Origin of the sequence: Propionivibrio soli (assembly GCF_025770765.1) — a bacterium.
GTDB lineage: Bacteria > Pseudomonadota > Gammaproteobacteria > Burkholderiales > Rhodocyclaceae > Propionivibrio > Propionivibrio soli.
On sequence record NZ_JANZKY010000015.1, the window covers coordinates 101700 to 125424 of the forward strand.

Here is a 23725-nt window from a genome sequence, read left to right on the forward strand (position 1 = left end):
GCTGTCTGACCGTCAAAGCGCAAGGCACAAAACAAGGATTGGGTCGATGAAAGAGTGGTTCTCTGATCGTCATCTGGTTTTTCTGGTCGCCATGAACGTGGTCGTCGTCCTGCTTGCGACGGCGGTCTCTGGGGGACTTTTCATTGACATCGACAACTTGCAGTCAATGGGTGGCCAGGTATCGGAACTCGGCATCCTGGCGATTGCCGTGATGCTGGCGATGATCTCCGGCAATGGCGGCATCGATTTGTCCGTGGTCGCCCTTGCCAACTTGGCGGGCGTGGTCGCCGGCCTCGTCGTTCCGCACTTTTTCTCACCGGACGATGCTCCGGTTGCTTTCACGCTCGGGTTCGTCGGGCTCTCGCTACTTGTCGGTGCAGCCGGCGGCCTCATCAACGGCCTCCTCATCGCGCGCGGCCGCATGACACCGATCCTAGCCACGCTCGGCACGCAGCTTCTCTTCACCGGCCTCGCAGTCGGACTGACCAACGGCTCGGCCGTCCGCATCGGATATGTCGAAGCGCTTTCGGCCATCGGCAACGAAACGCTGTTCAACGTGCCGATTCCTTTCCTGATCTTCATCGCCATCGTCGCGTTGGTCGGTTTCGTGCTCAAGCGCAGCCCGTTCGGCATTCGTCTTTTCTTGATGGGGACGAACCCTAAAGCGGCGCGCTATGCGGGCATTCCAGAGAACCGCATGCTGGTTTTCACCTACACCTTCTGCGGCATCCTGGCAGCGATCGCGGGAATCATCATCGCCTCCCGAACATCGAGCGCCAAGTGGGACTTCGGTAGCTCCTACCTCATGATCGCCATCCTGACGGTGGTGATGGCGGGCGTGAAACCGGAGGGCGGTTACGGCAGGGCGCTGTGCCTGTTCTTTTCAGCGACGACGCTGCAGGTCATGTCCAGCGCATTCAATCTGGTCGGCATTTCGAGCTTCTTCCGCGACATGGCATGGGGCGCACTACTGCTGCTTTCGCTCGCTTCCAGCCGTTTCGATTTACGAGCTTTCTGGCCGCTGATCCGGAGTCCGGGTTAGTCGCTTCCTAATTCATTTGTACGACCCGAAGCGGCGCCCTCCCGCGCAGGGACAAGAAACCGGGGGCATATTTCACGAGGAGAGGTTGATGAATCGTAAGCTGATTTGTTCCGCGCTCGCCCTGGCATTCCTGGGTGCCGCGGGTACGCTCTACGCGCAAGGCAAGCAACAGACCATCACGACGGTCGTGAAAATCACCGGCATTGCCTGGTTCGACCGCATGGAAGCCGGCGTCAAGGAATTCGGCACGCAGAATGCGGGGATCAAGACAGAGCAGACCGGTCCTGGCCAGGCCGACGCCGCGCAGCAATTGCGCGTGATCGAGGATCTGATTGCCAAGAAGGTCGACGCGCTGGCCGTAGTGCCGATCGACCCCGCTGCCCTTGAGCCGGTGTTCAAGAAGGCCATGTCGCGCGGCATCAAGGTCGTTACTCATGAAGCGGATAACCAGAAGAACACGATGGTCGACGTCGAAGCGTTCGAAAACGCGGCTTACGGCGCACGCATCAACGATCGCCTGGCGAAATGCATGGGCGAGGCGGGCAAGTGGACGTCGTTCGTCGGATCGCTGGGCATGCAGTCCCACGTGCAATGGGCTGAAGGCGGTGCGGCCAATGCTGCCAAGAAGTATCCGAAGATGCAGCTCGTCGACGCCAAGACCGAGTCGAACAACGATGCGACCAAGGCTTACGAGAAGGCCAAGGAACTGCTGCGCAAGCATCCGGACATCAAGGGCTTCCAGGGCGGTTCGTCGGTTGACGTGCTAGGCATCGGACGCGCGCTTGAGGAAGCCGGCCTGCAAGGCAAGGTTTGCGTGTTCGGTACCGGTCTGCCGAGCGAGACGGCCAAGTACCTCGAATCCGGCGCCATCAACGGCATCGCCTTCTGGGATCCGAAAGACGCGGGTCTGGCGATGAACAAGATCGCCAAGCTGTTGCTCGACGGCAAGACCGTCACCGACGGCATGGACCTGGGCATCAAGGGTTACGACAAGGTCAAAGTGACAAAAGGACCCGGAGGCGGAATCGTCGTTAAGGGCCAGGCGTGGGTCGACGCCGACAAGAGCAACTACAAGCAGTATCCATTCTGACGAATGGACCGGAACATGCGGACAACGGAGCAATCCGAAATCCGCGTGTTCCGGGACGCGTAGTCCCACCGCCGCGCTTCGTAACGGTTAGCGCGGCGGATCTTCATCCCTATAGCGCCTCGATGATTTGTCCGCAATGCCAATAGACACTTCAACGCAAGTCGGTAATTCGTCTCTCCAAGACTCTGGACAGCCGTTCCTGAGCGCGGTCGGAATCCACAAGCGCTTCGGTGGCGTGCACGCGCTGAAGGGGGTTTCGCTCGATATCGTGCCAGGCGAGATCTATCACCTGCTCGGCGAGAATGGCTGCGGCAAGAGCACGCTGATCAAGATCATTTCGGGGGCACAGCCGCCGGACGAGGGCCACTTGATCGTCGCCGGCCGCACGTATAGCGAGCTCAAGCCGCTCGATTCCCTGGGAGCCGGCATCGAAACCGTATACCAGGATCTTTCGCTGATCCCCAATCTGAGCGTCGCGGAAAACGTTGCGCTGACCGAACAACTGGTGGCCACCAACGGTCGTCTGTTGCGCCGTTACGATCGGCCGACTCTGGCGCAAACGGCCGTCCACGCGCTGGAGGCCGCGGGCCTGCCCAGTGATGCGCGATTCCGCGATACGCCCGTCGAACTGCTGCCCATTGCTACGCGCCAACTGGTTGCCATTGCTCGAGCCATTGCCACCAAGGCGCGCATGGTGATCATGGACGAACCGACGACGGCGCTGACGCAGCGCGAGGTCGACAACCTCATTCGTGTTATCGAAGGGCTGCGCGCATCCGGTGTCGCGGTGCTTTTCGTCAGCCACAAGCTCGATGAGTGTTATGCCATCGGCGGGCAAGTCATCATCCTGCGCGATGGCGAAAAAGTCGCGCAAGGACCGATCGCCGACTACACCAAATCGCAACTGATGCAGCTCATGACTGGAAAGCAACTCGAAGGCCGCCGTTACCGAGCCAACGCGAACTGGGGCGAAATCGTCCTCGACGTGCGCAATCTTGGCGTTGCAGGAGCGTTCGATGGCGTTTCCTTCGCCCTCCGACGCGGCGAGATTCTGGGTTTGACCGGGCTGCTCGATTCAGGGCGCAACGAGCTGGCGTTGGCCCTTGCCGGTGTCCGCCCGGCGGATCGCGGCGAGATCCGCGTCGATAACGAAGTGCAGCATTTCAAGACGCCGGCCGAAGCCATCGCCAAGGGGATTGGCTATGTGCCGGAGGACCGATTGAGCGAGGGCCTGTTCCTCGACAAATCCATTCGCGACAATGTCGCCACCGCCGTGCTCGATCGCCTGCTGGGCCGCTTCGGCATGCTCGACGCCGGGAAGGGCGATGATTTGGCCGCGCGCACGATCAAGGATTTGCAGATTGCCGCACCGAACATCCGTCTGCCCGTTCAGTCGCTCTCGGGCGGCAACCAGCAACGCGTGCTGATTGGGCGCTGGCTCGCCATCGAACCGCGGGTGCTGGTCCTGCACGGGCCGACCGTCGGTGTCGATGTCGGTTCCAAGGATACGATCTACCGCATCGTCCAACGGCTGGCCGAAAACGGGCTGACGGTCCTCATCATTAGCGACGACCTTCCCGAACTCCTGCAAAACTGCGACCGGATTTTGCTCATGCGCAAAGGACACCTGGCCGGCGAATACGATGCGGCCACCCTGCAAGAAGCGGACTTGTACCATGCGCTGATCGGTGATGACGCCGAGGAGGTACGCGCATGAATGCCGTGGCATCCGCATTGAAAGGCGGTTCGCATATGGCGGGCGTGCCGCACCGGGGCTTTTTCGCCCGGCATCCGGAGTCATTCACGCTGGTTCTTATCGTTGCCGTCAGCGTGATCGTGGGCAGCATCAATCCCAACTTCTTCGAACTCTCGACCGTCTTCGACATCCTGCGTTCGTCCACCGTCACCGGCCTGTTCGCGCTCGGCGTGTTGATCGTGCTCGCGGCCGGCGGCATCGACGTCTCGTTCACCGCCATCGCCGTGCTGTGCATGTACGCGATCACCAAGGCCGTACTGGGCTACTGGCCGGAAGCTCCATTCATCGTCATTATCGTGAGTGGAGCCATCATCGGAACGCTGCTCGGCGCATGCAACGGTTATATGGTCCACAGGCTCAAGGCACCTTCGCTGATCGTCACCATCGGGACTCAATATCTGCTGCGCGGCTTTCTTCTCACGTTCGTCGGCACGTTGTTTTTCATGGTGATTCCTCAGAGCATGGATAACTTTGGGCGCATCGCGTTGTTCAATTACCGGTCCGCCACCGGAGCAACGGCCATCCTGCCGGCGTCGGTCTTGGTCCTTGCGCTCGCGGCCGCCGTGACGTGGTTCCTGCTCAACCGTACGCTGATGGGCCGAGCGATCTACGCGATGGGCGGCAGCTTAGCCATCGCGGAACGACTGGGCTACAACGTGCGCGTGGTACACGTTTTTGCCTTCGGCTATGTCGGTCTGCTCGCCGGCATCGGAGGCATCGTGCATGCTTCCACCATTCGCCTGGCAAGCCCATTCGATCTTGTCGGCACCGAGTTGGACGTGATCGCCGCGGTCATCCTGGGTGGGGCGCGCATTACCGGCGGCACGGGAACGGTATCCGGTACGTTGCTCGGCGTGATCCTCGTCACGCTGATCAACAACGTCATGATCCTGGCCGGCGTCCCGAGCACTTGGCAAAAGGTCGTGATCGGCGCTTTCATCCTGCTGGCCGGGGCGGTGTTCGCCACGCGCGGCAAGAAATAGCCGCACATTGCCGGTACATGAGCACGTCACGGCGTGGCGTGCTCGGTGCCGGAACGCTTCGATCAAATCCCTCTCTAAGACCAACATGGCCCTTCCGTCGAATTGGGCGGCGATTCGTCCTGACGTGACTTGACGGGTAGTAGCAGGGCCTCTGTGACTTGGCCCCCTCTCGGGAGGCGCCTGCGAAGGTGCGCGTGAGGGCTTCGCGTGACCCGCACAGGCGGGAGCACGGGAACCGCTCGCCGTACCCTATGGACACCTTCTCCCACCCGTTTCAGGAGACCCCATGGTTAGCAAGAACACGATTTGCCTTTGGTACGACGGCACGGCGTTGGAGGCCGCGACGTTCTACGCCGAAACCTTCCCGGACAGCGCAGTGAAAGCCGTCCATCGCGCACCCGGCGACTATCCGTCGGGAAAGGAAGGCGATGTCTTGACCGTCGAATTCACCGTGTTGGGCATCCCTTGTCTCGGCCTCAACGGAGGGCCGGCTTTCAAGCATAGCGAAGCTTTCTCGTTCCAAGTGGCTACTGACGACCAGAGTGAAACAGATCGCCTATGGAATGCGATCATGGAAAACGGAGGTCAGGAGAGTGCTTGTGGCTGGTGCAAAGATAAGTGGGGAGTGTCGTGGCAAATCACGCCGCGCGCGCTCACGGCGGCCGTGACCGACCCGGACGCCGCGGCGGCCAAACGGGCATTCAAAGCGATGATGGGCATGCGAAAGATCGACATCGCCGCCATCGAAGCTGCGCGCCGCGGCACCGGATCTTGACGAAAGGTGAGCGATGGAACCCACTCCCAACCGTTCGGACACCCGAAGCAAACAGATTTCCGCCAGCCCCTCCGAGGTTTTTCGCGCCATGAGCGATCCGGCGCGTATTGCCAGGTGGTGGGGACCGGACGGATTCACCAACACCATCCACGAATTCGCCTTCCATCCAGGCGGAACATGGCGTTTGACGATGCACGGGCCGGACGGTCAAGACTATCCGAATGAAAGCCGCTTCACCCGCGTCGAAACCGACAGGGTTTTCGAGATCGAACATCTCAACGGACATCACTTCGTATTGACGATTGAGTTGTCTCCGCACGGCGAGGGCACCGAAGTGAGATGGCGCCAAGTCTTCGATACGGTCGAGCACTACCAACGCATAGCGCAGTTCGTTGCGGCGGCCAATCAACAGAATCTGGAGCGCCTCGAAGCCGAGGTTCTGCGCGGTAGAGGCGCTCCATAGCTCTACGAAGAATTTGCCGAAGCAGGCAGATCGCTCGCTTGACCGGAAGTGAGTGTCCGGTTTCCCCTGCAAGTAGACTGTTCCTCGTTGCTCGCCTTACTTGCCCACGAAACTCGGACGGCGTTTCTCGACAAAGGCGGCGACGCCTTCTTGGGCGTCAAGGGTTGGAACGATACGCGCGAAAGCCGCTTCTTCGATGGCGAGCCCGTCGTCAATGGAAGCGTCCATGCCGCGGTGAATCGCTGACTGAGAGCGTGGCCGCTACGGAGAGCGGAGGTTTGGCGGCCAGTTCGTTCGCGAGCGCCATTGTTTCGTGGAGCAGTTCGTCGTCCGCAACGACTCGGTTTACCAACCCAAGGTCGGCGGCCTCGCTCGATGAGAATACTCGCCCCGTCAGAATCAGTTCGATTGCCGCCTTCCGGCCGACATTGCGCGGCAAGCGTTGAGTGCCGCCAAAAGTCGGCATTATTCCGATATTGATCTCCGCTTTCGAGAAGGAGGCGGACTCCGCGGCAAGGGCAAGATGCGCGGCTTCGGTCACTTCGCAGCCGCCGCCAAACGCGAGCCCATTGACGGCCACGATAATCGGCTTGGGAAAGGATTCCACCCGGCGGGTCAGGTGATGACCAGGGCGCATGAAATGCATGACGGCGCTTTCCGGGCCCGCTCGCATGTGTTTCTGGAACTCCGCGATGTCAGCGCCAGCGCTGAAAGCTCTTCCAGACCCTACGATCACAACGACCCGGATGGTGGAATCGAGCTCAATACGGTCGAAGGCTTCCATCAGGCAAGCGATCAACTCGTTGTTCAGAGCGTTAAGCTTGCTCGGCCGGTTCAGCGTCAAGATGGCGACGGCGCCGCGATCCTCCCGCAAGACCACGGGGGGCATTTCCTGTTTGATTGCGCTCATGTTCCCTCACGCCTGTGCTCGATAAGGGGAATCAGACAAATGCATGATCTTCAAGTTCGACTGCCTCGGTGGCGAGCATGGCGAGACGGTCTATGACATTGGGTCTCGCGCCATGAGCTGGCCGGCACTGAATCACGAGGGGGCTGATGCCGAAGCCATGGATAGCCAGGGCAACAGTCTGGGAGAGGTTCGTCGGCGAGGCGTTTGATCGCAAGCATGAGCTCGTGCACCCGACGCAAAGAATGGCTGGTCCCGGCGGTCTTTTCTGGCCTGCTATAGTTGGCACCTATGACCGTATTTGCGCTTCTTGAAGCTGTCGGCGTCGTTGCCTTTGCCCTTTCCGGGCTTGTCGAGGCAAGACACCGCGATATGGACCTTGTAGGTCTGTTCGTCGTCGCCTTGGCGGCGGCATTTGGGGGCGGCACGCTGCGCGATCTATTGCTCGATCGCTCCCCGGTGTTCTGGATCGAGCATGACGCGTATGCCGTCGCGATCCTTGGCTTGTCGGCGGTTTTCGCATTTTTTCCCATCACGGCACGGCTCCCCGCTTTCGTGTTGCTGGTAGCGGATGCGCTTGGCCTTGGGCTATTCAGCGTTGCCGGGGCGGGATACGCGTTGCAGGCTGGCACGTCGACATTCATCGCCGCGCTGATGGGCACCATTACCGGAACATTCGGCGGCGTCATTCGGGACATCCTGTGCCAGGAGCTACCTTCCCTGTTCCAGCAGACGCCCCTTTATGCGACATGTGCCTTCGTCGGGTGCTACTTCTTTTTCCTCCTGACATACCTTTCCATCCCGAGCGAGGTGGCGGGGTGGGTGGCGACGGCCGGCATTACGGTCTTTCGCCTGGCCGCCGTCAAGTGGAACTGGGTGCTGCCTGTTTCTCGGCACTAGCCTGATCGACGGGCAGGGTTCCCCAATCCTTTCAAAAAGCACATCTCCAGACGCGGACTATCGCCCGGTCATTCCACGCCGCTGCCCGAGCCGTACACTCGGATTGGCCTGTAGTATCCGTCTGGTTTGTCGCCGACCGTCGCGCCGCCATACATCATTCCCTGCATGGCATTGGTAAAGAAGTAGTACGGGAACGGCAGCGGCGATTCGCTGGCTTGCGTCAGGCGTTCGGCCAATACCGAGGGTAACTCGAAATCCAACGCGCCCAAGTTGTCGACAAGCTGCTCAGGGCGACTCGCGCCCAGAATGACACTTGCTACACCGGGCCGGCCGGCTACCCAGTTCAACGCCACCTGCGCCATCGGGCGACCGACCTCCGCAGAAACGCGCTCCAGTTCTTCGACGATGCGCCAGTTACGTTCGTTGAGATGCTGGAAGGCAGGATTGCCGTTATCTTTCATCGCCCCTAAACGTCCATCGGGTGCGGCATCGCGCCGATATCGCCCGGAAAGCAGGCCGCTGGCCAATGGGCTCCAGACGGTGATTCCCATGCCGAGCTCAGTCGCCAGCCGCGCATGTTCGTGCTCAAGATGGCGTTCCACCAAGGAATACTGGAGCTGCAATGCCGAGACCGGTTCATAGCCTCGCCATTCGGCGAGCGTCTGGGCCCGGGCCGCATACCAGGCGGGAACGTCGGAGAGGCCGACGTGCCTCACTTTGCCGCTGCGAACGAGGTCGTCCATGGTGCGCATGACTTCTTCTACCGGCGTTAGCTGATCCCAGGCGTGCACATAGAACAGATCCAGGTAGTCCGTATTGAGCCGCTTGAGCGAGCCCTCGACGGCTCGCAACAGGTTTTTGCGCCCGTTACCGCCGCCATTGGCATTACGATCGCCCAGGTTGAACGTGTACTTGCTCGCGATTACCAGTCGGTCTCGTAGGTGGGACTCGGCGACGAACTCGCCGAGCCAGGTTTCGCTCGTACCGTTTGTATAGACGTCGGCGGTATCGACGAAATTGCCGCCGCGCTCGACATACAGATCGAAGATGCGTCGTGCGTTTCCTTTGTCCGATCCCCAGCCCCATTCGGTCCCGAATGTCATGGCGCCGAGTGAGAGCCGGCTGACGCGCAGTCCGCTGCGGCCTAGCGTGTAGTAGGTGTCAAGTGACATGGTGTGCTCCTTCGCGTGTTGGATGAAGAGAAGCTTAGTCATTGTCGAAAGGTGAATAAATCCACATAATCTTCACGTGCTAATAAGCAGGGCTACATAATGAAGCTCACCCAACTGGATGGTCTGCTTGCCTTTACCACGGTGGCGCGGCATCGGAGCTTCACGGCGGCCGCCTCGGCGCTTGAAGTGACGCCGCCAGCGGTGAGTCAGGCCGTCAAGCAACTTGAAGACCGCCTCGGGGTTCGGTTACTGCACCGCACGACGCGTAGTGTCAGTCTCACCGAGGCCGGGGAACGTTATCTGGCGCGGGTCGGCCCGGCGGTGAGCGAACTGATGGAGGCGTCGGAAGTGCTCGACCACTTTCGCGTGGGCGTAGGGGGCCGTTTGCGGGTCAACGCACCACTGGTGGTGCACGAGATGTTGTTGCGCCCGGTGCTGCCGGGTTTTCTGGCAACGCACCCGGCCGTGCAACTGGAACTCACCCTCGATGATGGTTTTGTGGACATCGTCGGTTCGGGCTTCGACCTCGGTATTCGCCTCGGTGAGGCCGTGCAGCGGGACATGGTAGCCGTGCCGCTGACACGCCAGGAACGCACGTGCATGGTGGCTTCGCCCGCTTATGCCAAGCGGCATGGACTACCTGAAACACTGGAGGATCTACGCAATCATTCCTGTATTCGTTATCGTTTTCGCAGCAGCGGTGCGATTTACCGATGGGAGGTCAAACATCACGGCCATGTTGCCGAAGTTGCGGTGGAAGGCCCGCTAACCGTCTCCGATAGCGTGAGCATGGCGCTAGCGGCGCTCGATGGGATCGGCATCGCCTACGTGTTTGAACGGCAGGTGAGGCGGTACATTGCCGATGGTCGGCTATTGCCCGTTATGGCCGAGGCGTGGCCCACGCATCCCGGGTTTCATTTTTACTACGCGAGCCGGCAGACGCCCACCGCCGTACGGGCCTTCGTGGAGTATTGCAAGGCACATGTAGCCGAATGACGCGCAAAGTCATGTTGCAGAGCTTCATGCCGCATGCTTTTCACTGGTTTGCTTCGCGGGAAGTGAAATTGCCGGGACGTTGCGCGTAGGATAGATCACATATTTCGCGGGCTGAATCGCTGATCGTCAGCGTGAGGGACGCACCACCTTTTGAGGAAAGACGCCATGGGCACTATCGCATTTCTCGGCACAGGATTACTCGGCAGCGCTTTCGCGGAAGCCGCCGCCAAACGTGGCGATGACGTCACGGCTTGGAACCGGTCGCCTGATAAAGTCCTCGCTTTGGCACCGTTCGGCGTCAAAGCCGCCGCCACGCCAGCCGATGCTGTTCAAGGCGTTGATCGGGTCCACCTGATTCTCAAGGATGATGCGGTGGTGGAAGACGTAATCGCCACTGCGCGTCCTGGCCTTTCCTCCAGTACGGTTTTGATCGACCACAGCACCACCTTGCCCAAACTGACCGCGGAACGAGTTACGCGGCTTCAGGCCGAGGGAATCCAGTATCTTCATTGCCCCGTCTTCATGGGACCAGCGGCCGCTCGGAATGCACAGGGATCGATGTTGGCGAGCGGGCCGGAAACCGTATTCAACAGCGTCAAAGCAGAACTCGCCCGCATGACGGGACGGCTGGATTATCTCGGGGAACGCCCGGATCTTGCCGCGCTCAACAAGCTATTCGGCAATGCCATGTTCATTGGTCTTTGGGGTATTCTGGCCGATATTCTGACGCTGGCCAAAGCCGGGGGCGTCGAGCCCGAAGATGCCATCACGTTGCTCGGAAGACTCGACCTGAATGGAGCGGCTGCCTCACGCGGTACGAATATGGCGGCATGCAACTTCACGCCAACGTTCGAACTTGCCATGGCGCGCAAGGACGTGGGATTGATGCTCGAAACAGCAGGCAATCAGCCGCTCGCCGCGTTGCGCTCCATCGCCGCGCGCATGGATCAACTGATCGCCGCCGGCTATGGCGCCGAGGACGCCGGCGTGTTGGCTATCGACGCCGTGCGCCAAAGCTGACAGCGCCGTTCTGCGCCTGCGCCGAGATAGCTAAAGCGGTGGAGCCGTCTTGGGCTGCGCGGCCCTTAGCGGGAACAGTACTTCAGCAAAACGTATAGCAGTGTGGAAAGGATAGGGGTTGCGACGTGGATGCAGAGCAACGACTAAAGGATCTTGGCCTCGTGCTTCCTCCGGCGAGTGCTCCCGCGGGGAACTACTCGTCGGCGGTTCAAACCGGAAACCTGTTGTTCATCTCCGGCAAAGCGCCACGCCCGATTGACCATCGGCCGTTGAAAGGCAGGCTAGGGCGCGAGTACTCGGTGGCCGACGGTTATGCGCTGGCGCGCTCGGCGTGCGTGGAGCTGCTTGCCGCGATCAAGAACCAATTGGGCTCCCTCGATCACGTGGCTCAGGTGGTCGAACTTACCGGTTCGATCAACGCCGTTCCGGAGTTTGAGGATCACGCCAAAGTCCTCGATGGCGCATCGGATCTTCTCGTCCAAGTATTCGGTGCCGCGGGCGCCCACGCACGCTCCGTCGTCGGTGTGAGTTCGCTGCGAAACGGATTGCCGCTCACCCTCAAGGCAATCGTGGAAGTGAAGTCCGCGTAGCGGTTTCAACGGAACGGAGAGGCCGGCTTCTCTGCCCTTGGCATACTGTACGGACTTGCCATTGGAATCTGCACCGCTAGGCGTGGAGCGGTTTGCTTCTGGCTTCAAAGCTACTGAGATGGCCCTGAAACGGTTACATTTTGTCGGCGCCGTCTACCACGATGACTTCATGAAACCCTTCATCAAGCGTAGCTGGCTCGAGATTTGAGTACACGTGCGCAATGATCGATTCAGGAACCCTCGCCAAACCTTTTCGCTGAGCATTTCGTTCTAGAGCGAGGCCGAGCGGAACCTTCACCCAGACGGCAGTAACGCTGCAGCAATAACGTCCTGCAATCGCCAGAACGCGATGACGATGCCTTCGAGAAGGCAGAGGGCCTGAAAAGAACACCGTATGGTCTGACGCGGACGGGATTCTATGGCGAACCCAGGTGGACTTGCCGCCGGCCTGCACTCCAAACACAACGAAGAGTTGGGCTCGTTCTCCGAGGACGCTGAGCCGTTGATCAAGTGCTGCGTAGGCAGCCTCCCATGCCGCCAAACCCTCTTCGCGTGAGAAGGGGGCGGTCCGGGATAAATCGAGAAACTGATCGGGATCGATCGTCGTTGCCATGGAGTCCGAGCCGTTTGCTTGCCCGCGGAAGGGGAGTCACTGGGCCATGTTCAGACTCGAGACGGACGCTGGAAGCAATTGAACGGAGCGCGTTGCTCGAAGGCCGCAGTGGAATCCAACGGTTAATCGCTAGAGGGACCTTAACGTGTGGGCGACTGGTAAATGTCAGGCCGCAGAATTTCCATGTAGATGTGGGGATTGGCAAGCTCGGAAAAGCCGAACTGGCTATAGAGCCCGTGCGCGTCTTTTGTAGCGAGCATGAAGCGGCGCAGCCCTTGAAGGTCTGCGTGCTCGAAAACATGCGCCATGAGCCTTTTCGACAGGCCGAGCCCGCGATGCCCATCGAGGATAAAGACATCAGCGAGGTAGGCGAATGTCGCCTTGTCGGAAATAACGCGAGCGAAGCCAACTTGTTTGTCATCAAGATAAACGCCGAAACACATCGATCCTTGAATCGCGCGTTCGACGGTTGAGCGCGGAATCCCCGGGGACCAGTAACTTTGTGACAAGAACTCATGAATCGCATCGATGTCTAGCCGCGACTTGTCGTCGGATATTTCGTAGTCGTGCATGCAGTAAGCCTCGGTTTGCGGGTTGTACTAGGAACGGTTTGAGAGCTGCCGTGAATCAATGCCACAGGGCAGAGAAACGCGGATCGCCAATGCCACCTTCCTGTGATTGACTCGGTGACATCCGGTTCCGTTCGCGTTCGATGTCGTCATTTCCAGGCCCTTAGCCACCTCGCAAAAAAAGAAATCCGAACTCCAACTCAAAGGAATTGTCTTGTCCGGCAACGATAGAAGGCGGTCGGGACGCTTGGGAACCATCTCATGCGGCATAAGTTGTACTTTCGTTGCATTAATGGAGGAATTCAAAGTGGTTGATCAACAAACGCTGCAGCGCAACAAGGAAGTTGTCCTAAGGTTCAACCACGATTTCATCGAAAAGGGCGACCTGACTGCATTTAAGGAGATCATGGCGCCAGACTTCGTCAATCGAACGGCCGCTCCAGGAATGTCGCCGGGATCAGATGGCATGTTTCTCACGCTGAATCAGATTCTTCGACCGGCTTTCCCCGATCTACGAGTCGAGATCCACGATCAAATCGCTGAAGGCGACAAAGTGACGACGCGCAAGACGATACACGGTACGCATTTAGGGGCGCTTCAAGGGATTGCACCTACAGGACGCTCTATCGCCATTGAAGTAATCGACATCGTCCGGCTCTGTGACGGCAGATACACTGAGCATTGGGGCATCAACACATTGCCTGTCGTCATTGCCCAGCTTAGGACGGTCTCGCCCGGATAGTGGCGAAGGTGCGGACCGAGGTTCTCCATGTACCCGGCCCCCGCTTGTCCTCCGTCTCCGTCGTTATGCGCTCACAAGTCCTTGGCAAAGTCTGCACGGGTCTCTTCGTGCGTTTTCACGGGAAGCGTTATGCCCGTTTGGTCGTTAATCATTTCGATTACGGTGGGCATAACGGAACGCTCGACGTGCGCTAGCTGATCCCATAGCCTTGAACGCATAAGTGCTTTGGGGCAATGAAGAAAGACTTCCTCGGCCGTTACCTTGATGAGCAACTTCGGTTGCCGTTTCTCCTCGGCAAAATGCGTCATCAGCGTCTCACACGTCGAAAGCTGCGCCGTACCATTCACACGCAGCGTCTCGTCGATCCCAGGTATCAGAAATAGCAAGCCCACGTGGCCGGTATCGACGATATTCTGCAAGGTGTCGATCCGATTATTCCCTGGGGCATCCGGGATAAGCAGCGTCCTATCATCGAGCACTTTGACGAAACCTGGAGCGCCACCGCGGGGAGAGGCATCCGCCGAGTAATTGCGAGCGGAGCTCGCAATCACGACGAACGGGGAGAGCGAGATAAAGCGGCTGCAATGGGAATCAAGGGAGGAAAGCTGCTTCTTCACAAGGCGCTCGGTCGGCGCTGGGTAAAGGTGGCGGAGTTCTTCGATCGTATTCATTGGAAAATAGTCTTGGAATGGGGAACGCCGTGGGTGATGCGTAGGTTACGCGCCGTTCCCGGAAAATGGCAGTTTCCCCGCCTACGGAACGCGTGATATCGAGGCAACACGCGAACTGGCCAGCAGGCAGCGCTATTCATGCCATGGGCGCGCCGCTTGCTTACACCGCCGGATGCATTCCATCCCGCTTCGGTACCCTGGAAAGCAAGAAAGCTCGATGGACCTGAAGCAAATGCCGTGGATGCAGAAACGGAGATATAAGAGAAATGGCCACCTTTATCTTGATACCTGGCGGTTGGCAGGGTGGTTGGGCGTTCGAGAAAGTCGAAGAATCGCTCATCGCGCGCGGTCATAAGGCTCTGCCGTTAACGCTTGCCGGGCTTGGCGACGTACCGGCTCCGCTGGCTAACCTCGACCTTCACATACACGAAGCGGTTCGCGCCATTCGGGCTCATCGAGGCGATGAAATCGTTTTGGCCGGTCACTCGTACGGCGGAATGATCGTCAGCGGTGCCGCCGACGTGGAAGCTGCCGATATCCGGGCTCTCGTTTATTCCGACGCGTATGTCCCCGAGTCGGGCGACTCGGTCTGGTCACTCACCAGCCCTCGCTTTCGGGATATGTTCATTCTCGGGGCGGCGGCCGACGGCCTGACTTGCGCACCGCCGCCCAACCTGGACTCCCGATGCCGCGCACACCCCATGGGGACGTTCTTACAGGCGATCAAGCTAAGCGGGTCCTGGCGCGAAGTCCCGCGAAAAGCGTTTGTCGGAGCGCATGGATGGGAAGGCAGCCCTTTTCTCGATCTCTATCAACGATTGAGCGCCGATCCTGAGTGGGCCACGTTTTCTTTCGACTGTGGCCACAATATTCCTCGCTTGAAGCCAGAAGCCTTCGTCGAGATATTGTTGGCGCAAGTCTGATGCCAGAAGGCATGACTCTCTCGTGCCTTCTGGTGTCTGAGAGTACAAGCGCAAAACTACATGGAGGCCGGAAAACTAACCGAACAATTTGTTGGCGGTTTCAGCGATCAATCGCCCCTGGTACCGGGCTCCCGCGAGTTCGTTCGCACTGGGTTGCCGCTGCCCCTGGCCACCAGCAATCGTCGTTGCGCCATAAGGGCTGCCGCCAACAATCTCGTCGAGCGTCATTTGTCCCTGATAGCTGTAGGGCAGGCCGACCACGACCATGCCGAAATGCAACAGGTTGGCAATGACGGAAAACAGGGTGACTTCCTGCCCGCCGTGTTGCGTTGCCGTCGACGTGAAGGCGCCGCCCACCTTGCCGTTGAGCGCACCGCTCGCCCAAAGTCCGCCCGCCTGATCGAGGAAGCTGGCCATTTGGGACGGCATGCGGCCGAAGCGCGTGGGGCAGCCAACGATGATGGAGTCGTAATCAGCCAACTCGGCGACTGTCGCGACAGGCGCCGCCTGGTCCAACTTGAAGTGCGCGGCCTTTGCAACCTCCGCAGGCGCCGTTTCAGGAACTCGTTTGATGTCAACTTTCGCCCCCGCGGACTGGGCGCCTTCGGCAACCGCTTGCGCCATGGTTTCGATGTGACCGTAACTGGAATAGTACAGAACGAGTACCTTGGACATGAACGACCTCCTGCGATAAGTGAATGCCTGCGATGTGAGCGGGACTCTTTGGCAACTTCCACAGCCCGTATCCCGATACCCATCCTAGGTCAAATTCCGATGCTTCGCCTCGAAACGGGTCCAGGAAAACTAAGGCGCTACCCCATACCACATGGCAAGGAGCGCGAGGATTCCTCCCAGGTTAATGAGCAAGCCGACGACGAACTTGATGGGATGTTTTTTCATCGAATGGGCGAATACCTCCGACAGGCTATCGGACATGGCGGTCTCCTTCTGTCCGGCCATTGGACAACTGGCCAAGGCAATTGTTAGCAAGGAGATTTCGACCGCGCTTTGGCGAGAGACCGGGGAATCAGCACGTAACCCGGCCTTCTGTATGAATGACAAGCTCTTTGAGCCTTGCGCAGCGCGTAATTTGCCCCGGCGAAGTGATTGACCTGCTTGCGCGGTCTACCCACCGTGCATGCCTGCGCCGGATGCCGGGTACCGATAGTCTCGAGTAATCGCTAGACAGATATTTGCTCGCTGTTCGTGGTCTTTTCAGCACCTGCTAGGCACCGAATAACGCTTTACCTTCGCGTCGCCCTCCTTGCCGAACAGGAATCCCGAGACAGGCAGTGGAGGCAACACCCAAGCTCGAAACAACAGGTTTCCGATCGTCTTCTACTTCTTCGGCTCAGGAGCAGGTTCAAATATCTCCACGAGATTTCCTGAGGGATCCTCAACAAGAATCTGTCGTCCTCCTGGGCCGGAAACAATGTCGCTGCGAAAACCAACGCCCACAGCGCGCAAGGTGGAAATGTCCTCATCAAGTCTTTCGCTTTTCACGATGAGACGATTCCACCCGCCAGGCTCCGGCCTACGGCCATCGGGCGTCGGTTGAGAGCCTCCTCCGGGCCCCTTCGGCGGACTCAATACGAGCTGCAAGTTATTCTTCTCAAGAATCGCGAAGTACGGCCCGGACTGGCCGATCACTCGGAACCCAAAGTGCTCGGTGTAAAAAGCTACCGCGGTATCGACGTCGTGAACGATGTAGCGAACCATCAGTGCGTTTAGGTTCATCAGCCGACTCCTTCTGCATTGCCCCAGGGCCCTTTGTCCAGGCAATAAGTGTTCCTTCCTTGGACTGGGGCGATCAACCGTGGGATCCCAGCAAGAGGCGTCAGCCGCTTCGATGAAAACGCGTCAAGCGGTTGTTGACGAGGGCTATCCCCTGGGTCCAAGGCCTGGACGTAGCGGGCACGACGCATGCTGAATGGCTTGCTTCTGATCGAAGCTTAGGGATGAACGCCTCTTGACTGAGACTCACCTTGCCCGCCTCTACAAGGAGTATATCGCCTGCTTGAACATGCAGAAATGGTCAGATCTTGGGCGCCATGTTCACGACGGTGTTGTGCACAACGGGAAACGTCTTGGCCTCGCGGGCTACCAGGCGATGCTGGAGAACGACTTCGCCAGCATACCGGACCTGCACTTCAACATAGAACTCCTGGTGGCTGACTCACGGTTTGTCGCCAGCCGACTGGCCTTCAACTGCACTCCCCGTGGGCGATTCATGAACCTCGATATTGATGGACTGACCGTATCGTTTTCCGAGAACGTTTTTTATGAGTTCACGGAAAACAAAATCCTTCGCGTATGGTCTGTGATTGACAAGGCCGCCATTGAGGCGCAGCTGCCGGGCGCGCGACAGCCTAGATGACAGTTTGTCATCCGCAAACGAAGAGCTTTCACGGTCGAATTCCTGCATTGGCATCAAGACGAATTAAGGAGGATTGAGGTGACCCGAGTGCGAGTCGAAAGCTTCACCATCTCCCTTGACGGATACGGCGCCGGGCCTCGTCAGGACATCAACAATCCGCTAGGCGTGGGCGGTAACGATTTGCATCAGTGGGCATTGCCGACACGCACGTTCCAGCAAGCCCTGTTTGGGTTGAATAGCGGCACCATGGGCACCGACGAGGAATTTGCGGCGAGAGGGTTTACGAATGTCGGGGCATGGATTCTCGGCAGGAATATGTTCGGTCCGATTCGAGGCCCGTGGAAAGACCTGAATTGGAAAGGCTGGTGGGGAGAGGACCCGCCTTATCACGTCCCAGTCTTCGTCCTCACTCATCATGCGCGTTCTCCTATCCAGATGGAGGGCAACACCACATTTCATTTTGTTACCGGCGGCATTCTTGAAGCGCTGGACCGGGCGCGTGATGCGGCCGGCGAGATGGATGTGCGTATCGGTGGCGGCGTCAACACGATCCAGCAGTATCTGCGCGCCGGCCTAATTGACGAGATGCATCTTGCTATTTCGCCTGTGCTACTGGGCAGCGGCGAGCGCCTCTTCGAGGGCGTTGACCTGCGAGCCTCCGGATACAAATGCGTGCAGCATGCCGCATCGGAGAAGGCAACTCACGTGGTGCTTCGCCGAGAAGTGGAGTAACTCGCAGCAGCCGGTGCCAATTGAGTTCTCCGCGAGCGCCGTGCTGAAACGGGGCCTCGGACTGCCTCTGGCTCAGCCCGGCGTCACCATGTCAACTTGGAACCCCCAATTTCCTCACCCTCGTACATGCATATGGACATGAACTCGTCTATGACCGAATTCGTGGGACGGACTGGTGAACGGGTAGGGTGGGGGAGCTGAACCGATTTCTGCTCGTCAGCCAGGCCGCGCGTTCGATCAGGACGTCGAGGACAGGCCGCGCAACCGTATGGACGTACCTTGCCTCGGAACTAAACGAGCTGAGACGGCTGGAAGCCGTGTAACTTTGCTCGAGAGAATGGAGCCTAAGCGTGCATCGGCTGGTGGGCATTCAGGCGCAACCAACCGCGCATGATTCGGTAGATGGCCCACAAGCCGAGTATGAACATGCCGAACGCCCAGGTTCCGAAGCCGATGATGACCAGCGTCAGCGGCAGAGAAACCAGGGCCACCAACACTGCCCAAGCCAGCGCGTACCAGAAGGTGCGGATTTGCCAGTCGAAATGCGACTCAAGCCACGTGCCGCGCGCATCGCCGCGATAGATGTAGTTGACGATCACCGCAATTATCGACGGCCAGCCGAGCAGGAAGGAACCGATCACCGTGGCTGCTCCAAACGCGCCTACCGCCAAGCCCAACGCATGAAGTGCGTAAACGATATGCGCCGTGCGCACCAGCGCAGGCGAGGCTTCGACGGTCATCACTGAGTTGTTCATGCGGCCCGCTCCTCGATATTGGGTGACGGCATCAACGTGGGGATCAGCCCTCGATCCCCAAGAGCCATTACATTACATAAGGATACGAAATTCAACGCCACTCTGCCGAAGTAGCGAGGGAGGGGTCTAGTCGTGGTCGATATCATTGCCACTCGGTGAGGCGCGTCGGTCTTTGCCTGATCGTCGCTCGCTATCGCCCCACCATGCGATCAAAGCGCTCGACTGCCTGCGTTCCGCGCGTCGCCTCGTGGCGTTGGCAGGTGCTTCACCTGGCGTCGCGCCGACTAGATCGCCGCCTGTTTTTCTCTCACTCTCGCGCGATACGACCCGGCCTGCGGGTTGGCATTCCTCACCATTTCTATTTTGATGTTCGCCACCCACGGTTTTTCTCCTGTCCCGTAACTAAAATTAGACAGGGCGAATTTTCCTTCCGTTCATTTTCAGCCACACCCTTAAACCGCGTGAATGATCCCACCTTTCATGGTTCCAAAGACATATCCGTCCTTCACAACCGTGGAGAACGACTTCTGGATAGTTCATGTCAAAAAATGGCGTTTCACGAACGTTAGAAGCACCACATGGGATGACGGCAGATGAACGAACTGATTGATCTGGAGCGCCAGGGATGGGAGGCGCTTTCGTCGGTAGGCGAAGCGGGGAAGGATTTTTATGCCACCATGCTCCGCGAAGATGCCGTCATGCTGTTTCCTGGCGGAATGCGCATCGAGGGGAGGGAACGCATCCTGCAGTCCCTCGGCATACAGCCTTGGGAAACATTCCAGATCGAGAATCCCCGGGTGATTGCGCTCACGGAGAACGTGGCAACCGTGGTCTACAAGGTCACGGCGCAACGCCAACGGCTCCAACCTTATATTGCTTTGATAAGCAGTACGTACGTGCGCAATGAGGGGTGGAAGTTAGTGGTGCACCAGCAGACTCCGGTGTAAGAGCTTCGGCGAGCATTGCTGACTAACTGCGAAACAAGAATTATCGTGCTTCGCCATCAGAGGACGCCTGGATAGCTCCCCCCGTCCATAAGAAAATTCTGCCCCGTCACGTAACCGGCGTGAACGCTGCAGAGGAAAGCGCAAGCCGCCCCGAACTCCTCGATTTGTCCGAAACGCCCGCAGGGAATGCCTTGCAATTGACGCGCCGTTACTTCTTCGGTGCTGAGATTGGCAGCTTCGGCTTGGGCGCGCGTGACAGTAGCTAAACGATCGGTAGCAAACAAGCCCGGCAGGAGATTATTGATCGTCACGCCATACGGCGCGACTTGGCGGGCTAAACCAGCCACGAAGCCTGTCAGTCCGGCTCGAGCCCCGTTAGACAGACCCAGCACCCCGATCGGCGCCTTGACCGCAGCACTCGTGATATTGACGATGCGTCCAAAGCCGCGGGTGATCATCCCGTCGATGGTCGCACGCATCAGCGCGATCGGCGTCAGCATGTTGGCACCCAGGGCGCGATACCAGTCCTCGTCGGTAAAGTCGCGGAAGTCGCCGGCTGGAGGACCGCCCGCATTGTTGATAAGAATGTCGGGCTGCGGGCATGCAGACAGCGCTGCGGTTCGTCCTTCCTCCGTGGTGATGTCGCAAACGACGGTCGTGACCTTGACGGCAAAACGTTCGCGAATCTGTTCGGCCGTTTGCTCCAACTCGACGGCGCGGCGTGCCAGGATAACGAGGTTCACTCCTTCCTCGGCGAGCGCCTCCGCGCATCCGCGCCCCAATCCCTTGCTGGCCCCACACACAAGCGCGTTTTTTCCTTTCAGCCCCAAATCCAAAGTGTTTTCCTTCTGTGAGTTCCGCTGTTATCTGCCCTCTGTTATCTGCCGTTGGATCAGCGAGGTCGAGAAGCAGCGGTTTTCAATCCGATGAACTGCTCCTCGCGACCACGTGGCCGCCATTCAATAGGCTCTGAGGATCGCATCTTTTGACTTCAAGCGGCCTTACTCGGCAAACGCAGCAGCCCAAGCCCAAGGCAGCAGAAGATGGCACCGGAAACGCGATTGAATAGCCGGATGCGGGTTGGATTTTCAAATTGTCTTCTCAGGCTGTGCGCAAGCAGAGCATAGAACGTGTGCGACAGGACAGCGCAGGCCGAGAACGAGGTCGTCAGGACGACAAATTGTTCGATGAGCGGCAAGTCGCGCGTCAGGAACTGCGGAAAGAGCGCTGAGAAAAAAAGAATGGCTTTGGGATTCGTAAGCGCCAGCACGATTCCCCTGCCGAACAATTGCCAAGGCTCTCTGGGTAGTGTCGCGTTGGCGCTGTTAAACGCACTCGCCCGGCTTCGCCACTGCTTGTATCCGAGATAAATGAGATACAGAGCCCCCATGACCTTCAAGACGGTAAAGGCAAGGGCTGAGGTCGCCAACACAACGCCCATCCCAGCCATCGCTATTCCCGACACGATAAACAAGCCGAGAGCATTGCCCAGCGAGCAAACCAATGCACTGCGCGGGCCGAGCGAAACCGAGTTGGATATAGCGAGCAGCACCGCGGGTCCGGGAGTGAATGTAGTAAGGAGTGCCACACCACAAAAGAGCAGCCAGTGGGTTAGGGTCATATCGAAAACCTTTCTTTGATTAGCCGCCAATAGCGTCTGCCCCTGCAAATGCGGCCAGGTCCGACCTACTGTCTATGCGCTTATGCCAGTTTATCCGTATCCGGAAATCCTCGCAGCTTCCGCACACCCTTCCCTAAGTCAAACAAGTCAAACACCCAAGCACACGAGTCAAGGCTCGTTCACTACGCCTGACCAGTGCACCAAACAATGCAAGACGGTCGTAATGCGGCTCACCCTCGAACTGTTTGCAACTTGGCTCAATTTTCTCAGCAGCCGTTTTCATGGGCGCTCCTGACCTTATCGCGGAACAGACAGGGACTCCCGGATAGCGGAACTGAAGATGCGCTCATCTATCCAAGGGAGCGAGGAGGGGGGCTGGCGAAGTACTGAGCATCTTTTGCCTCCGGTCTTTCCTCCGTAAGCGGGTTCAGCGCTCAATATTGTGGGTCGAGGAGAAGAACTGATGGGCGAGGTCAAGTCAGACGGAATAGGCGTTAGTTACGATGACAAAGGACAAGGGGAGCCCGCGCTCCTCTTCCTGCCTGGCTGGTGTGGAAGCCGCCAGGTTTTTGGTCAACTTGCCGCCCGCTGCGTCACTCGGCGGCGTGTCCTGTCTGTTGACTGGCGAGGCCATGGGCAGTCCGAGACGCCCACCCATGACTTCGGGGCTGACGATCTGGTTGACGATGCGCTTGCAGTCATCGAGGCAAGTGGGGCAACGAACGTCGTACCGGTCGCGCTCTCCCATGCAGGCTGGGTAGCCATCGAACTCCGCCGCCGGCTGGGGCCTCGTATTTCCAAGCTCGTACTGCTTGACTGGATCATCCTCGAGGCTCCGCCGCCGTTCCTCGAAGCGCTGCAGTCGCTCCAAGATCCAACTCAGTGGGGACAGGCGCGCGACCAACTCTTTTCCATGTGGCTCCATGGACTCGACATTCCCGAACTGACGAGTTACGTCCGGGAAGATATGGGATCCTACCCATTCGATATGTGGCGCCGCGCGGGGCGCGAAATAAGTGCGGCCTATGCCCATGCAACAAGCCCACTCAAAGTACTTGCCGGACTAAACCCTCCCGTTCCGGTATTGCATATTTATGCTCAACCGGAAGATCCGGGATATCTCGCCGCGCAACGTGCATTTGCGGCCGAGCACTCATGGTTCAATGTATTGAAGCTGGAAGCGCGTAGCCATTTTCCGATGCTCGAAGTACCCGGCGAAATGGCGTCCGGGATCGAGCGGTTCCTTGCATAGCGATGAGTGTGCAACGAGATAACGTTTCCCCTTAGCTTCGCATGCTGCTTGGATTTGCGAGGTTGGCCTCTGACGACATAGTTATAAGGCGCTCTTCACAATGCCGCTCTTTGCACAGCGTGAAACACAAATCGGATCAGAGCGTGTGATCGGCATAGTGAGCCAATGCTGCCGCCTGACCAGCAATGCTGATGTTGGATGAAACAACAAATGTCTGACGTCCGGGAACCTCTCCCAACGCGAAAGCCAGACTGAGTGCGGCAACGCCAGCTATGGCCAAGCGTACGCGGTTACCGCAGGAACTCACAAAATCTCGGATGGCTTCGACGCCCACCGTCGTTGCTGGAAATTCCATCGCAACCGCTTTCTTGCCACGTTGCAAGGCCACAACTTCATACACGCCATTCTTTGAAACGATACCAATACAGAGGGCTGAGCTCATTGCCAGTCTTCCCTTTCCTCTAGTCAAAAGCCACGTTGATCGCCTGTCCGGATGCATTTTTTCGTTAGTGACCGGGGGCTCCGGGTTAAACAACGTTTCATCTCGGCAAAGCGTTGTCAAGATAGCGAATTGTTTTGGTAACAATCCGTAGCAAGGTCAGCAGGGCCACTGCCTGGAATTGCGAGGAAAGCGCGGAATCTCCGGTTTCGTATACGGCAAGTTCAACGGGTATTGGCTTTGCCGCCACCGCCTGCTGCGCGATCAGCGGTAGGGAAGGCGGCGTCCAGGTGAAGCGCTCAATGGACAGCGACAGCAGCGGAATCGTCCGCTCTACGGATGCAGAAAGCATAGTGTCGAACCCGGGGTAGGAACTTCTAAGCACGTTCC

The 23725-nt window shown here is 58.6% G+C and carries 31 protein-coding genes; 17 read left to right on the top strand and 14 right to left on the bottom strand.

Annotated features, from left to right (window positions below):
• Window positions 1-46: 46 nt before the first annotated feature.
• The 6 genes from NZ453_RS17505 to NZ453_RS17530 all read left to right on the top strand — a co-directional run bounded on the left by NZ453_RS17505 (window position 47) and on the right by NZ453_RS17530 (window position 6109).
• On the top strand, window positions 47-1042 hold the full coding sequence (locus NZ453_RS17505; RefSeq protein ID WP_263772078.1) for an ABC transporter permease: 996 nt from the start codon (window positions 47-49) through the stop codon (window positions 1040-1042).
• An 88-nt stretch (window positions 1043-1130) separates the two neighbouring features.
• Window positions 1131-2132, top strand: coding sequence for an autoinducer 2 ABC transporter substrate-binding protein (locus NZ453_RS17510; RefSeq protein WP_263772079.1), 1002 nt, complete (start codon window positions 1131-1133; stop codon window positions 2130-2132).
• A 136-nt stretch (window positions 2133-2268) separates the two neighbouring features.
• Entirely contained in the window at window positions 2269-3849 is a 1581-nt protein-coding gene (locus NZ453_RS17515; protein WP_263772080.1) for a sugar ABC transporter ATP-binding protein, read from the top strand.
• Complete coding sequence (locus NZ453_RS17520) at window positions 3846-4871, top strand: ABC transporter permease (protein ID WP_263772082.1); 1026 nt, start codon at window positions 3846-3848, stop codon at window positions 4869-4871. The genes NZ453_RS17515 and NZ453_RS17520 overlap by 4 nt, the downstream gene beginning before the upstream one ends.
• Before the next feature lie 286 nt (window positions 4872-5157).
• Entirely contained in the window at window positions 5158-5646 is a 489-nt protein-coding gene (locus NZ453_RS17525; RefSeq protein WP_263772083.1) for a VOC family protein, read from the top strand.
• 13 nt (window positions 5647-5659) lie between these two features.
• Window positions 5660-6109, top strand: coding sequence for an SRPBCC family protein (locus NZ453_RS17530; protein ID WP_263772084.1), 450 nt, complete (start codon window positions 5660-5662; stop codon window positions 6107-6109).
• A 96-nt stretch (window positions 6110-6205) separates the two neighbouring features.
• On the opposite strand, the gene NZ453_RS17535 is transcribed toward NZ453_RS17530, so the two are convergent.
• Together NZ453_RS17535 and NZ453_RS17540 are read right to left on the bottom strand one after the other, a co-directional pair.
• A complete protein-coding gene (locus NZ453_RS17535; RefSeq protein WP_263772085.1) occupies window positions 6206-6337 on the bottom strand; it encodes a hypothetical protein in 132 nt (43 codons plus the stop codon).
• The gene (locus NZ453_RS17540) at window positions 6321-7019 is read right to left on the bottom strand and encodes an enoyl-CoA hydratase-related protein (RefSeq protein WP_263772086.1); all 699 of its coding nucleotides are present in this window, start codon (window positions 7017-7019) and stop codon (window positions 6321-6323) included. The genes NZ453_RS17535 and NZ453_RS17540 overlap by 17 nt, the downstream gene beginning before the upstream one ends.
• Before the next feature lie 43 nt (window positions 7020-7062).
• Here NZ453_RS17540 and NZ453_RS17545 point away from each other — a divergent pair, with 43 nt between their 5' ends.
• Both NZ453_RS17545 and NZ453_RS17550 read left to right on the top strand, forming a co-directional pair.
• Window positions 7063-7227 (top strand): hypothetical protein, encoded by a 165-nt coding sequence (locus NZ453_RS17545; RefSeq protein WP_263772087.1) that lies wholly within the window; start codon window positions 7063-7065, stop codon window positions 7225-7227.
• A gap of 80 nt (window positions 7228-7307) precedes the next feature.
• On the top strand, window positions 7308-7916 hold the full coding sequence (locus NZ453_RS17550) for a trimeric intracellular cation channel family protein (RefSeq protein WP_263772088.1): 609 nt from the start codon (window positions 7308-7310) through the stop codon (window positions 7914-7916).
• A gap of 68 nt (window positions 7917-7984) precedes the next feature.
• On the opposite strand, the gene NZ453_RS17555 is transcribed toward NZ453_RS17550, so the two are convergent.
• Complete coding sequence (locus tag NZ453_RS17555; RefSeq protein WP_263772090.1) at window positions 7985-9088, bottom strand: aldo/keto reductase; 1104 nt, start codon at window positions 9086-9088, stop codon at window positions 7985-7987.
• Between the two features lie 99 nt (window positions 9089-9187).
• Here NZ453_RS17555 and NZ453_RS17560 point away from each other — a divergent pair, with 99 nt between their 5' ends.
• The 3 genes from NZ453_RS17560 (at window position 9188) to NZ453_RS17570 (ending at window position 11694) form a co-directional block, all read left to right on the top strand.
• Window positions 9188-10084, top strand: a complete 897-nt coding sequence (locus NZ453_RS17560) for a LysR family transcriptional regulator (protein ID WP_263772092.1) — start codon at window positions 9188-9190, stop codon at window positions 10082-10084.
• Between the two features lie 165 nt (window positions 10085-10249).
• Complete coding sequence (locus tag NZ453_RS17565; RefSeq protein ID WP_263772094.1) at window positions 10250-11104, top strand: NAD(P)-dependent oxidoreductase; 855 nt, start codon at window positions 10250-10252, stop codon at window positions 11102-11104.
• Window positions 11105-11229: 125 nt separating this feature from the next.
• The gene (locus NZ453_RS17570) at window positions 11230-11694 is read left to right on the top strand and encodes a RidA family protein (RefSeq protein ID WP_263772096.1); all 465 of its coding nucleotides are present in this window, start codon (window positions 11230-11232) and stop codon (window positions 11692-11694) included.
• 133 nt (window positions 11695-11827) lie between these two features.
• Here the strand turns inward: NZ453_RS17570 and NZ453_RS17575 are convergent, their stop codons facing one another.
• Together NZ453_RS17575 and NZ453_RS17580 are read right to left on the bottom strand one after the other, a co-directional pair.
• Window positions 11828-12307, bottom strand: coding sequence for an ATP-binding protein (locus NZ453_RS17575; protein ID WP_263772098.1), 480 nt, complete (start codon window positions 12305-12307; stop codon window positions 11828-11830).
• A gap of 140 nt (window positions 12308-12447) precedes the next feature.
• Window positions 12448-12879: a GNAT family N-acetyltransferase gene (locus tag NZ453_RS17580; RefSeq protein ID WP_263772099.1), complete on the bottom strand. Its 432-nt coding sequence runs from the start codon at window positions 12877-12879 to the stop codon at window positions 12448-12450.
• Between the two features lie 304 nt (window positions 12880-13183).
• Between NZ453_RS17580 and NZ453_RS17585 the strand changes: the two genes are divergently transcribed.
• Window positions 13184-13618, top strand: coding sequence for an ester cyclase (locus NZ453_RS17585; RefSeq protein WP_263772100.1), 435 nt, complete (start codon window positions 13184-13186; stop codon window positions 13616-13618).
• Window positions 13619-13689: 71 nt separating this feature from the next.
• Here the strand turns inward: NZ453_RS17585 and NZ453_RS17590 are convergent, their stop codons facing one another.
• On the bottom strand, window positions 13690-14289 hold the full coding sequence (locus NZ453_RS17590; RefSeq protein WP_263772102.1) for an MSMEG_1061 family FMN-dependent PPOX-type flavoprotein: 600 nt from the start codon (window positions 14287-14289) through the stop codon (window positions 13690-13692).
• 266 nt (window positions 14290-14555) lie between these two features.
• Here NZ453_RS17590 and NZ453_RS17595 point away from each other — a divergent pair, with 266 nt between their 5' ends.
• Window positions 14556-15212 carry an alpha/beta fold hydrolase gene (locus NZ453_RS17595; protein WP_263772104.1) on the top strand — a complete coding sequence of 219 codons (657 nt, stop codon included), beginning with the start codon at window positions 14556-14558 and terminating at the stop codon, window positions 15210-15212.
• 75 nt (window positions 15213-15287) lie between these two features.
• Here the strand turns inward: NZ453_RS17595 and wrbA are convergent, their stop codons facing one another.
• The 3 genes from wrbA to NZ453_RS17610 all read right to left on the bottom strand — a co-directional run bounded on the left by wrbA (window position 15288) and on the right by NZ453_RS17610 (window position 16949).
• Window positions 15288-15887: an NAD(P)H:quinone oxidoreductase gene (gene wrbA / locus NZ453_RS17600; RefSeq protein ID WP_263772105.1), complete on the bottom strand. Its 600-nt coding sequence runs from the start codon at window positions 15885-15887 to the stop codon at window positions 15288-15290.
• A gap of 129 nt (window positions 15888-16016) precedes the next feature.
• Window positions 16017-16148: a hypothetical protein gene (locus tag NZ453_RS17605; protein WP_263772106.1), complete on the bottom strand. Its 132-nt coding sequence runs from the start codon at window positions 16146-16148 to the stop codon at window positions 16017-16019.
• Window positions 16149-16550: 402 nt separating this feature from the next.
• Entirely contained in the window at window positions 16551-16949 is a 399-nt protein-coding gene (locus NZ453_RS17610) for a VOC family protein (RefSeq protein ID WP_263772107.1), read from the bottom strand.
• A 232-nt stretch (window positions 16950-17181) separates the two neighbouring features.
• Here NZ453_RS17610 and NZ453_RS17615 point away from each other — a divergent pair, with 232 nt between their 5' ends.
• Complete coding sequence (locus tag NZ453_RS17615; RefSeq protein ID WP_263772108.1) at window positions 17182-17589, top strand: ester cyclase; 408 nt, start codon at window positions 17182-17184, stop codon at window positions 17587-17589.
• Window positions 17590-17667: 78 nt separating this feature from the next.
• Window positions 17668-18321, top strand: coding sequence for a dihydrofolate reductase family protein (locus NZ453_RS17620; RefSeq protein WP_263772109.1), 654 nt, complete (start codon window positions 17668-17670; stop codon window positions 18319-18321).
• 344 nt (window positions 18322-18665) lie between these two features.
• On the opposite strand, the gene NZ453_RS17625 is transcribed toward NZ453_RS17620, so the two are convergent.
• On the bottom strand, window positions 18666-19076 hold the full coding sequence (locus NZ453_RS17625; protein WP_263772110.1) for a DUF4870 family protein: 411 nt from the start codon (window positions 19074-19076) through the stop codon (window positions 18666-18668).
• Window positions 19077-19669: 593 nt separating this feature from the next.
• On the opposite strand from NZ453_RS17625, the gene NZ453_RS17630 reads away from it, so the two are divergent.
• Window positions 19670-20023, top strand: coding sequence for a nuclear transport factor 2 family protein (locus tag NZ453_RS17630; protein ID WP_263772111.1), 354 nt, complete (start codon window positions 19670-19672; stop codon window positions 20021-20023).
• 56 nt (window positions 20024-20079) lie between these two features.
• On the opposite strand, the gene NZ453_RS17635 is transcribed toward NZ453_RS17630, so the two are convergent.
• Both NZ453_RS17635 and NZ453_RS17640 read right to left on the bottom strand, forming a co-directional pair.
• Window positions 20080-20859 carry an SDR family oxidoreductase gene (locus NZ453_RS17635; protein ID WP_263772113.1) on the bottom strand — a complete coding sequence of 260 codons (780 nt, stop codon included), beginning with the start codon at window positions 20857-20859 and terminating at the stop codon, window positions 20080-20082.
• Window positions 20860-21014: 155 nt separating this feature from the next.
• Entirely contained in the window at window positions 21015-21644 is a 630-nt protein-coding gene (locus NZ453_RS17640) for a LysE family translocator (RefSeq protein ID WP_263772114.1), read from the bottom strand.
• A gap of 463 nt (window positions 21645-22107) precedes the next feature.
• Here NZ453_RS17640 and NZ453_RS17645 point away from each other — a divergent pair, with 463 nt between their 5' ends.
• The gene (locus NZ453_RS17645; RefSeq protein WP_263772115.1) at window positions 22108-22896 is read left to right on the top strand and encodes an alpha/beta fold hydrolase; all 789 of its coding nucleotides are present in this window, start codon (window positions 22108-22110) and stop codon (window positions 22894-22896) included.
• Between the two features lie 136 nt (window positions 22897-23032).
• Here the strand turns inward: NZ453_RS17645 and NZ453_RS17650 are convergent, their stop codons facing one another.
• Together NZ453_RS17650 and NZ453_RS17655 are read right to left on the bottom strand one after the other, a co-directional pair.
• A complete protein-coding gene (locus NZ453_RS17650; RefSeq protein ID WP_263772116.1) occupies window positions 23033-23338 on the bottom strand; it encodes a hypothetical protein in 306 nt (101 codons plus the stop codon).
• Window positions 23339-23435: 97 nt separating this feature from the next.
• Window positions 23436-23687, bottom strand: a complete 252-nt coding sequence (locus tag NZ453_RS17655; RefSeq protein WP_263772118.1) for a hypothetical protein — start codon at window positions 23685-23687, stop codon at window positions 23436-23438.
• Window positions 23688-23725: the final 38 nt, after the last annotated feature.

Excerpts from the sequence above, each read along its gene's own strand:
- NZ453_RS17505 (WP_263772078.1), top strand. The coding sequence starts at position 47 with ATGAAAGAGTGGTTCTCTGATCGTCATCTGGTTTTTCTGGTCGCCATG.
- NZ453_RS17510 (WP_263772079.1), top strand. The coding sequence starts at position 1,131 with ATGAATCGTAAGCTGATTTGTTCCGCGCTCGCCCTGGCATTCCTGGGT.
- NZ453_RS17515 (WP_263772080.1), top strand. The coding sequence starts at position 2,269 with ATGCCAATAGACACTTCAACGCAAGTCGGTAATTCGTCTCTCCAAGAC.
- NZ453_RS17520 (WP_263772082.1), top strand. The coding sequence starts at position 3,846 with ATGAATGCCGTGGCATCCGCATTGAAAGGCGGTTCGCATATGGCGGGC.
- NZ453_RS17525 (WP_263772083.1), top strand. The coding sequence starts at position 5,158 with ATGGTTAGCAAGAACACGATTTGCCTTTGGTACGACGGCACGGCGTTG.
- NZ453_RS17530 (WP_263772084.1), top strand. The coding sequence starts at position 5,660 with ATGGAACCCACTCCCAACCGTTCGGACACCCGAAGCAAACAGATTTCC.
- NZ453_RS17535 (WP_263772085.1), bottom strand. The coding sequence starts at position 6,337 with ATGGACGCTTCCATTGACGACGGGCTCGCCATCGAAGAAGCGGCTTTC.
- NZ453_RS17540 (WP_263772086.1), bottom strand. The coding sequence starts at position 7,019 with ATGAGCGCAATCAAACAGGAAATGCCCCCCGTGGTCTTGCGGGAGGAT.
- NZ453_RS17545 (WP_263772087.1), top strand. The coding sequence starts at position 7,063 with ATGATCTTCAAGTTCGACTGCCTCGGTGGCGAGCATGGCGAGACGGTC.
- NZ453_RS17550 (WP_263772088.1), top strand. The coding sequence starts at position 7,308 with ATGACCGTATTTGCGCTTCTTGAAGCTGTCGGCGTCGTTGCCTTTGCC.
- NZ453_RS17555 (WP_263772090.1), bottom strand. The coding sequence starts at position 9,088 with ATGTCACTTGACACCTACTACACGCTAGGCCGCAGCGGACTGCGCGTC.
- NZ453_RS17560 (WP_263772092.1), top strand. The coding sequence starts at position 9,188 with ATGAAGCTCACCCAACTGGATGGTCTGCTTGCCTTTACCACGGTGGCG.
- NZ453_RS17565 (WP_263772094.1), top strand. The coding sequence starts at position 10,250 with ATGGGCACTATCGCATTTCTCGGCACAGGATTACTCGGCAGCGCTTTC.
- NZ453_RS17575 (WP_263772098.1), bottom strand. The coding sequence starts at position 12,307 with ATGGCAACGACGATCGATCCCGATCAGTTTCTCGATTTATCCCGGACC.
- NZ453_RS17580 (WP_263772099.1), bottom strand. The coding sequence starts at position 12,879 with ATGCACGACTACGAAATATCCGACGACAAGTCGCGGCTAGACATCGAT.
- NZ453_RS17590 (WP_263772102.1), bottom strand. The coding sequence starts at position 14,289 with ATGAATACGATCGAAGAACTCCGCCACCTTTACCCAGCGCCGACCGAG.
- NZ453_RS17595 (WP_263772104.1), top strand. The coding sequence starts at position 14,556 with ATGGCCACCTTTATCTTGATACCTGGCGGTTGGCAGGGTGGTTGGGCG.
- wrbA (WP_263772105.1), bottom strand. The coding sequence starts at position 15,887 with ATGTCCAAGGTACTCGTTCTGTACTATTCCAGTTACGGTCACATCGAA.
- NZ453_RS17605 (WP_263772106.1), bottom strand. The coding sequence starts at position 16,148 with ATGTCCGATAGCCTGTCGGAGGTATTCGCCCATTCGATGAAAAAACAT.
- NZ453_RS17610 (WP_263772107.1), bottom strand. The coding sequence starts at position 16,949 with ATGAACCTAAACGCACTGATGGTTCGCTACATCGTTCACGACGTCGAT.
- NZ453_RS17625 (WP_263772110.1), bottom strand. The coding sequence starts at position 19,076 with ATGAACAACTCAGTGATGACCGTCGAAGCCTCGCCTGCGCTGGTGCGC.
- NZ453_RS17630 (WP_263772111.1), top strand. The coding sequence starts at position 19,670 with ATGAACGAACTGATTGATCTGGAGCGCCAGGGATGGGAGGCGCTTTCG.
- NZ453_RS17640 (WP_263772114.1), bottom strand. The coding sequence starts at position 21,644 with ATGACCCTAACCCACTGGCTGCTCTTTTGTGGTGTGGCACTCCTTACT.
- NZ453_RS17645 (WP_263772115.1), top strand. The coding sequence starts at position 22,108 with ATGGGCGAGGTCAAGTCAGACGGAATAGGCGTTAGTTACGATGACAAA.
- NZ453_RS17650 (WP_263772116.1), bottom strand. The coding sequence starts at position 23,338 with ATGAGCTCAGCCCTCTGTATTGGTATCGTTTCAAAGAATGGCGTGTAT.
- NZ453_RS17655 (WP_263772118.1), bottom strand. The coding sequence starts at position 23,687 with ATGCTTTCTGCATCCGTAGAGCGGACGATTCCGCTGCTGTCGCTGTCC.